Below are 7,663 nucleotides of genomic sequence, written 5' to 3'. Positions count from 1 at the left end.
CTCTTGAAGAGATCGGCCCCTCAGGCTCTGGGGTGAGTGACGGGACTCGAACCCGCGGCCACCTGGACCACAACCAGGTGCTCTACCAACTGAGCTACACCCACCATCTGTCCGGCTCGTTCCCGCTCTCGCGTTCCCGTTCCGACAGGAAGAACTCTACAGGATCCGAGAGGGTGCTCGCGCCAGGGTTTCGCTCCGGCGAACGCGGGCACCTTCCCGGTCCCTCCGACAGGGGTCCGCCGGGCGGTTCCGGGCGGTTCCGGGGTGGGCCGCCCGGGGCGGGCCCGGGCTCAGCCCGCCGGGGCCTGGTACTTCCCGGCGATCGCCCGCGCGGTGTCGGCGTCCGGGCCGGGCTGCGGGACGAACACCGCCTCGCGGTAGTACCGCAGTTCGTCGATGCTCTCCCGGATGTCGGCGAGCGCCCGGTGGTTGCCGCCCTTCTGCGGGCTGTTGTAGTACGCCTTCGGGTACCAGCGGCGGGCCAGCTCCTTGATCGAGGAGACGTCCACGATCCGGTAGTGCAGGTGCTTCTCCAGGGCCGGCATGTCCCGGGCCAGGAAGCCGCGGTCGGTGGCCACCGAGTTGCCGCACAGCGGGGTCTTCCCGGCCTCCGGCACGTGCTCGCGCACGTAGGCGAGCACCCGCTCCTCGGCCTCGGCCAGGGTCACGCCCTGCTCCAGCTCCTCCAGCAGCCCGGAGGCGGTGTGCATCTCGCGCACCACCTCGGGCATGTTCGCCAGCGCCTCGGCCGGCGGCCGGATGATGACGTCCACGCCCTCGCCGAGGATGTTCAGCTCGGAGTCCGTCACCAGCACCGCGACCTCGACCAGGGCGTCCTGGTCGAGGTCGAGGCCGGTCATCTCACAGTCGATCCATACCAAACGGTCATTCACACAACTCACCCTACGGCGCGATCACGCGCCGCGGGGACCGGTGGAGCCGAGCGGGGTGCCTCGGCCTGGTGCTCCTCCGGTCCGTCGTGCGCGCCGTGGCCGTCCGGGTGCTCGCCCTCCCGGCCGGTCAGGACCGTGTGGCCGTCCCGTCCGGTCCGGACCTCGCGCGGCGCCCGGGCGCCCTCGGGCGCGGGCCGGCCGGCCTGGCCGCGGACCTGCGGAGCCCGGGCCTGGCGGCCGCGGAGCTCGCCCGGGCCGGAGCCCGGCTGCCCGGCCGGGGCCGGCATCCGTCCGGTGGCCGCGCCGTGGCCGCGCCCGGCCGAACCGGGGTCGTCCGCGGGCCGCTCGGCCGCGCTCCGGTGCCCCTGGCCCTGACCGCGCACCCCCGGCTGGGGGAGGCCGTCCTCCGCCGCCGCGTGCTCGGCGGTGCGCGGCGGACGACCGGTCCCCGACCCGGCCTGCGGCGGAACCACCGGCGGCCGCAGCGGACCGCGCCCAGCCGCACCCTGCTGCCCGGGGTGCGACTGCTGCGAGGCCTGCTGGTGCGGGTACGGCTGACCGCCGCGGGCGTGGAAGGCCTGGCCGGTCGGCGTCCCGACCTGGCCCGGACCGAACCCGCCGGGCTGGCCGTGGCCGCCCGGCTGCCCGTGCTGACCGTGCGGCACCGGCTGCCCGTGCGAGCCGACCGGGAGCGGCGCGCCCGGACCGGCCGGGAACGGCTGCCCCGACGGCATGCCGTGGGCCCCGCCGAACAGCGGACCGCCCGCCGGGACGACCGCGCCCGCCGGGTGCGGGATCGCTCCGGACAGCCGCAGGTCGCCGAGCGCACCGGCCGGCGCGGTCGGCTGCTGACCGGGACGGCGGGCCCGGTAGCTGGTCCGGTACGCGGCCGGGGAGACCCCGAGCTGGCGGCGGAAGTGCCCGCGCAGCGCCACCGGCGAACGGAACCCGCACCGGCGCGCGACGTCGTCCACCGACAGTTCCGAGGTCTCCAGCAGCCGCTGCGCCTGGAGCACCCGCTGGGTGATCAGCCACTGCAACGGCGCGCTGCCGGTGAGCGTGCGGAACCGCCGGTCGAAGGTGCGCCGGCTCATGTACGCGCGAGCCGCCAGCACCTCGACGTCGAACTGCTGGTTGAGGTTCTCCAGCGCCCAGGTGACCACCTCGGCCAGCGGGTCGTTGCCGATCTCTTCAGGTAAAGACTGATCGATGTACTGGGCCTGTCCTCCGCCGCCGCGGCGGCTCGGCACCACCAGGCGGCGGGCCAGCGCGTTGGCCGCCTCGGCGCCGTGGTCGCTGCGCACCACGTGCAGGCACAGGTCGATGCCGGCGGCGGTGCCGGCCGAGGTGAGCACGTCGCCGTCGTCGACGAACAGCTCGCGCGGATCGACGTGGACCCGCGGGTAGCGCTTGGCCAGCGTCGGCGCGTACATCCAGTGGGTGGTCGCCGGGCGGCCGTCGAGCAGGCCGGCGGCGGCCAGTACGAAGGCGCCGGTGCAGAGCCCGATGATCCGGGCGCCCTCGTGGTGGGCCTTGCGCAGGGCGGTGATCGCCTCGACCGGCGGGGGCTGGGAGATCGAGCGCCAGGCCGGTACGACGATCGTGCCGGCCCGGGCGAGCGCCTCCAGGCCGTACGGCGCGGAGAGGGTCAGTCCGCCGGTGGTGGCCAGCGGGCCCTCCTCACCGGCGCAGACCAGCAGGCGGTAGCGGGGCACCCCGGCGTCCTGGCGGTCCACGCCGAAGACGGAGAGCGGGATGGAGCTCTCGAAGATCGGGGCGCCGCCGAAGATCAGCACCGCGACGGTCTCCCGGCGGCGCCGGCCGGACAGCTTGCGCGGGGCGGAGGCCGTCACCGGGGTCGGGGAGCCGTTCGCGCCGGGCCCGCCGTGGCCCAGCGGGCCGTGGCCGGAGCCGAGCGCGAGGCCGCCGAGCGGACCGCCGCCCGGCCCGGCGGCGACGGTGCCGCCGCCGTTCGGGCCCGGGGCGCCGCCGCCGTAGCCGGGGTGGCCGGAATGACCGGGGTGACCGAGCTGGCCGCCGTAGCCCGGGTGGCCGGAATGGCCGGGGTGGGCGGGATGTCCCGGGTGGCTGGAATGGCCCGGGTGCTCGCCGCCGTAGGTCTGGCCGGGACTGACGGGTCCTCGGCTGACGGGTTGTCCGCCGAAGGCCGGCTGGCCCCCGTAGGCGGGCTGTCCTCCGTAGGATGCCGCCGCGCCGTGGTCCGCCGTGGCCGGCGCCGCGCCGGGGCCGATGCCGGTGCCCGCCCCAGGGGAAGGCACCGCGGAGTACGAGGAGTGCGAGGCGGCGCCCGGGGTGCCGGAGGTGCGGGTGGTGGCGATCGCGGCGGTGCCAGTGCTTCTCGCGGACCGACCCGAGCTGCCGGCCGCCGCCTGGCCGCTGTCAGGACCCGCGTCGCTCCTGCTCACCCTGCTCAAGGCGCTCAAGCCCCCTCGGTGGTGTGGTGTGGGTGGTGCGGCACTGCTGGCCAAGATCGAAATCTATCGGGTGGACCATTGCCGTTGTGACAAGTTCACCATCCGACGCTATGTCGACATGGCAATTTGGCGTGATGCATTCGATCACGAAGCGTGGCACCCGTCGACCTTTCTGGGAAGAGGGCCGGGGCAACGGTGGCTGGTTGTCGCGGGACGGTTCCTGGGGCGTCCGGCTCCGGTGCGCCCGGCCGGCTGGTCTGGGCTGCGGATTTGCCCAAGCGGGAGGGATCGGCGCGAAATTGACCGAAAATCGGCGGTGCACGAGGGGGCGCACGGGGAGAAGTCGTGCGCCTCCCAGGCTTCATCCGGCCAAGCCTGGGACGGCGGAACCGGGAACCGGAGCACCGGGTTACGGTCCTGCCGTGAACACCAACAGCCGGCTCGAACGGGCCAACGACAACGCCGCCGCCTTCTGGCTCGCCCAAGCCCGCGTCCACGGCTGGCAGTCCCGCACCCGCCCGGGGCTGACCGCGGTCCGGTGCGCCCGGACCCCGGACGACGCGCACCGCATCGTGGTGACCCGCCCCTACGACGAACCGGCCGTTGTGGAGCAGGAGTTGGCGGAGCTGATGGCCGATTGGTCGACCATACGCTGCACCGTGGAGGACCCGTACGACGGGCTCGACCTCACCGGCCTCGGCGCCACCCGGATGCCGCTCATGCCGGTGATGGTCCGGGACCCGGGGCCGGTCGAGGGCGCGACCACCGACCTGCCCGTGGTCTCGGAGGCGCACGGGGGCGGCGTCCTGACGGTCGATGAGGCGCGGGACGGCGACAGCTTCGCCCTGGTCGAGCGGACGATCGTGGAGGGCTTCCCGCTGCCCGCCCGACAGCCCTGGGTCCGGGGCGAGGCCCTCCCGGAGCGACTGCTGGACGTACCCGGCTGGCGGGGCTGGCTCGGCCGCGTCGACGGCGCGGTGGCGAGCACCTGCCTCACCTATGACGACGGCCAGGCAACCGGCGTGTACTGGGTCGCCACCCTGCCCGACCGGCGCGGCCGGGGCGCGGCCCGCGCCGTCCTCCGGACCGCCCTGGCCCACGCGCACCCGGACCGCCCGGCCACCCTGGTCGCCACCGCGCTCGGCGAACCGCTCTACCGCAAGCTCGGGTTCGTCGAGCAGGCCCGCACCTGCTGGTGGACCCGTACGGCGGTGGCGGCGACGGCGTAGCCGGGGCGGCGGGTGGAGTCGGTGGAGCGGGCGAACGGCTGACGGCGGCGCGGGGGCGGGCAGGGGGGCGGCAGGGGCGGCGGGGGAGCGGGGTCGGAGCGGGGCAGGGAAGTAGGGGGCGGGGAAGCGGAGGGGGCTCGGGCGGGGTGTGGCCGAGGCCTTACCGGGCGGCCGCCACGGCGGTCGCGGACGACGCCGCGGGCGAGACCGCAGGGGGCACGGCGGCGAAGGCGGTCCGGGCGGGGACGGCGCCGTCGGGCCCGCTGCCGAGGGGCTTCGGACGGACGGCTCCGGCCGTGACGGTGGCCGCGGCGCCGGCCGCGGTCGGTGCGGGGCGGAGGCCGTCCGCGGCCGGACCCGGTCTGCTCCCCGCCCTGGTCCCGGAGCCCGGGCCGGTCTCCGGACGGGCCTCGGCGATCAGGGCAAACCCGCCGGATCGGTTTCGGACACCCGGCCCACCTGCGGCGGTGGCCTGGCCGGCGGTCCCGGCGGTCGCGGGAACGGATGCACTCGGGCCGTCCACGGCGGCCACCGCGGGACGTGCGCCGGACCGTGCGCCGACCAGCGCCGTCGCGTGAACCGGTGCTCCCGCCGCGGCCTTCCGGAGCGGCCCGCCGGAGCGGACGTCTGGCCGCGGCGAGGGCGCGTTCCGCGCGGCGAGGACCTGGCCGACGGCCTCCGGCAGACCGGCCGCCTTCAGCGTCGGCCGATAGCCGCTCTCCGCCCACGGTCGGCCGTGGTGCAGCCAGACGCTGCGCAGTCCGGTGAGTTCGGCACCGGCGATGTCGGCGGGCGCGTGGTCCCCGATCATCCAGGTGTGCTCGGCCCAGTCCCCGGTGGGGGCGATGCCGCACCGCTGGGCCGCCATCTCGAAGATCAGCGGGTCCGGTTTGACGCAGTCGGCCTCCTCGGAGATGACCCAGCCGTCGACCAGGGGGCCGAGCCCGGTCCGCCGGATCTTCTCCAACTGCGGCCGGGTGCCGCCGTTGCTGACGATCCCCAGCGTCCACCCGGCGGCCCGGGCGACCCGGAGCGCCTCGATGTGCCGGGGCGGGCAGTGGATGTGGGAGTTGATGCCGCGTCGGTAGTGGGCGGTCAGGAAGTCGGCGGAGACGTCCAGCCCGTAGCGCCGCCGGACCGCCGACAGTACGGTGCTGCGCGGTACGTAGCCGCCGCCGTCGAGGGTGACGAACCAGTCGAGGTCGACCGGCGGGAGGTCGTGCTCGGACAGGAAGTCCTGCGCCCAGGCCCGGTAGGCGGCGTCCCGGGGCAGCAGGGTGTTGTCGAGGTCGAACAGGAGCAGGGGCATGCCGAGCATGGTGCCAGCGGCCGCGCCTATGCATATGGCAAATGCCAGACGGCGTCGCGAAGCCGTACGCGTTGGCTGAAACGGCCTCCGCACCCCCGTGGCGGGCGGTGAGGCGCAGGCTCACCGGGACTGTCGGGGCAGGTCGGACGTCACGGTTCGCGACGCGCCGCAACGGATCGTCGCCGATCCATGACAGTCCGGTCACGGTGTCCCGTGGGGCTGTTGCGCCGCCCGGTCCGCTCAGTCAAGCTCCAGGGAACCTCCTTTCCGGAGGGGGCGCGATCGCCTGTGGGCGGGGCGCACAGCCTCGGCGGGCGCATCCCCCTTTCGCGGGAAGAACGTCGCTCCGGGGCTTCCTCGCTGGGCGGGGCCCCAAGCCCGTCGTACTCTGAAAGGAACAGGTCACATACGGTGCTGCGCGGCGCAGACCGACGTCATCCCGTGGGCGGGCCTGCTGCCCGGGCAGCGTTGTCCTCCTCTCCTGTCGGCCCCTCTCCATCGAAGAGCCGTGAGCCATGGCTGGTTTTGAGCCTCCCCGACCGGTTGAACCGGACACGTCCCGCAGCGTGGACCCGGCCCGCGGGCCTGCCGCCGATCGTTCCGACGGCCGCGCCGAGCTGTGCGCCGACCAGCGCGGCGAGGACGGCCGTGACCACCACAGTGACCGCCTCGGCGACGACCACGACGATCACGACGACCAGGACGGCAGTCACGGTAGTTACGGCAGCCACGGCGACGAACGCGACGGAGGCCGCGGGGACGACAGTGCGGGCGGGTCTGTCGACGGGCCTGCCGACACTGCCGGCGAACGAGCCGACGCGCGCGCCGAGGCCTCGGGCCGCATCCCTGGCGGACGGACGGGCCACGAGCGGGTCGACGACGACGGCGGCGTCGCCGACGACGCGGAGGGGTTCGAGGCGGCCGGAGCGGCCCGCGCGGCCCGGCCGGCGGCCGACGTGCCACAGCCCGCGGAGCCAGGGGAGCCCGGCCCCGGGCGCGACGGCCCGCTGGGCTTCGCGCGCGCTCTGCGCGGCCTCGCCCGCCGGGGCAGCCTCGCCCGCCGTGACCGCCCGGGGCCCCGCCAGCGGCGTGGCGAGCCTCCGGCCGACCCCGCCGGGGTTCCGGTGACGGGCCGCCTGGGCCCGGGTGCCGAGTACCCGGAGGCGGCTTCCGGCGCGGCCGGCCCGCTGGGCGGGCCCACCGAGCCGTCCGGGCAGGACACCCCGGCGCCGTCCCTCGACCCGGTGTTCCAGCACGGTGTGGTGGTCGGCTTCGACGGCTCGCTGTCGAGCGAGCGCGCCCTCGCCTACGCCGTCGGCATGGCGCGCCGCTCGCAGTGCGGCCTGGTGATCGTGCACGTCGCCAACCGCCTGCCCGCCACGGTCTGGGCGGGCTGCGAGCCGCCCGTCTTCGTCGACCTCCCCGACCACCGGACCGAGGTCCTCGGCCTGGAGCTCGCCTGCGCGGACTTCCTCACCGGGGTGCCGTGGATCCTGGTCGAGCGCGGAGGGGACATCTGCCACGAGATCGAGGAGGTCGGCCGTGAGTACGCCGCCGACGCGATCGTCGTCGGCACGACGCACGGCCTTCTCGGCAAGATCTTCGGCTCGGTCTCCGGACGGCTGGCGCGGCGGGCCAACCGCCCGGTGATCGTGATCCCCTGAGGCCCTGTTCCGGCGGCTTCTACCCAAGCCGCCCCGACACCACCTCCAACGGGTACGACAGACGCCCTCCCCAGAAGCCACCATCGCCCTGGCGAACCCCAAAACACGTCCCGGAGCGGGTGGTTGTACGGTG

General features: G+C 75.3%; 4 protein-coding genes, 1 tRNA gene and 1 pseudogene. 2 read left to right on the top strand and 4 right to left on the bottom strand.

Features of this window, described 5'->3' with window-relative positions:
- Positions 1-28: 28 nt before the first annotated feature.
- The 3 genes and pseudogenes from ACFU7Z_RS32070 to ACFU7Z_RS32060 form a co-directional block, all read right to left on the bottom strand.
- Positions 29-104 (bottom strand) — tRNA-His (locus tag ACFU7Z_RS32070).
- A 186-nt stretch (positions 105-290) separates the two neighbouring features.
- Positions 291-893, bottom strand: a complete 603-nt coding sequence (orn, locus tag ACFU7Z_RS32065; protein WP_049660762.1) for an oligoribonuclease — start codon at positions 891-893, stop codon at positions 291-293.
- Between the two features lie 557 nt (positions 894-1,450).
- Positions 1,451-2,746: pseudogene (locus ACFU7Z_RS32060) on the bottom strand (helix-turn-helix domain-containing protein); the annotation flags it as partial.
- Positions 2,747-3,750: 1,004 nt separating this feature from the next.
- On the opposite strand from ACFU7Z_RS32060, the gene ACFU7Z_RS32055 reads away from it, so the two are divergent.
- Positions 3,751-4,557, top strand: coding sequence for a GNAT family N-acetyltransferase (locus ACFU7Z_RS32055; RefSeq protein ID WP_380781346.1), 807 nt, complete (start codon positions 3,751-3,753; stop codon positions 4,555-4,557).
- A gap of 160 nt (positions 4,558-4,717) precedes the next feature.
- Here ACFU7Z_RS32055 and ACFU7Z_RS32050 read toward each other — a convergent pair whose 3' ends face one another.
- Positions 4,718-5,866 (bottom strand): HAD family hydrolase, encoded by a 1,149-nt coding sequence (locus ACFU7Z_RS32050; protein WP_380781344.1) that lies wholly within the window; start codon positions 5,864-5,866, stop codon positions 4,718-4,720.
- A 1,187-nt stretch (positions 5,867-7,053) separates the two neighbouring features.
- On the opposite strand from ACFU7Z_RS32050, the gene ACFU7Z_RS32045 reads away from it, so the two are divergent.
- Positions 7,054-7,530, top strand: coding sequence for a universal stress protein (locus ACFU7Z_RS32045; RefSeq protein ID WP_049653914.1), 477 nt, complete (start codon positions 7,054-7,056; stop codon positions 7,528-7,530).
- Positions 7,531-7,663: the final 133 nt, after the last annotated feature.

This window comes from Kitasatospora sp. NPDC057518 (assembly GCF_042802075.1).
Taxonomy (GTDB): Bacteria; Actinomycetota; Actinomycetes; order Streptomycetales; family Streptomycetaceae; genus Kitasatospora.
Note: the sequence above shows the minus strand (reverse complement) of the source record. Positions and strands in the feature narration are given on the sequence as shown.

What these genes read in the sequence shown, in the direction of transcription:
- ACFU7Z_RS32050 (WP_380781344.1), bottom strand. Translation starts at nt 5,866, where the DNA reads ATGCCCCTGCTCCTGTTCGACCTCGACAACACCCTGCTGCCCCGGGAC.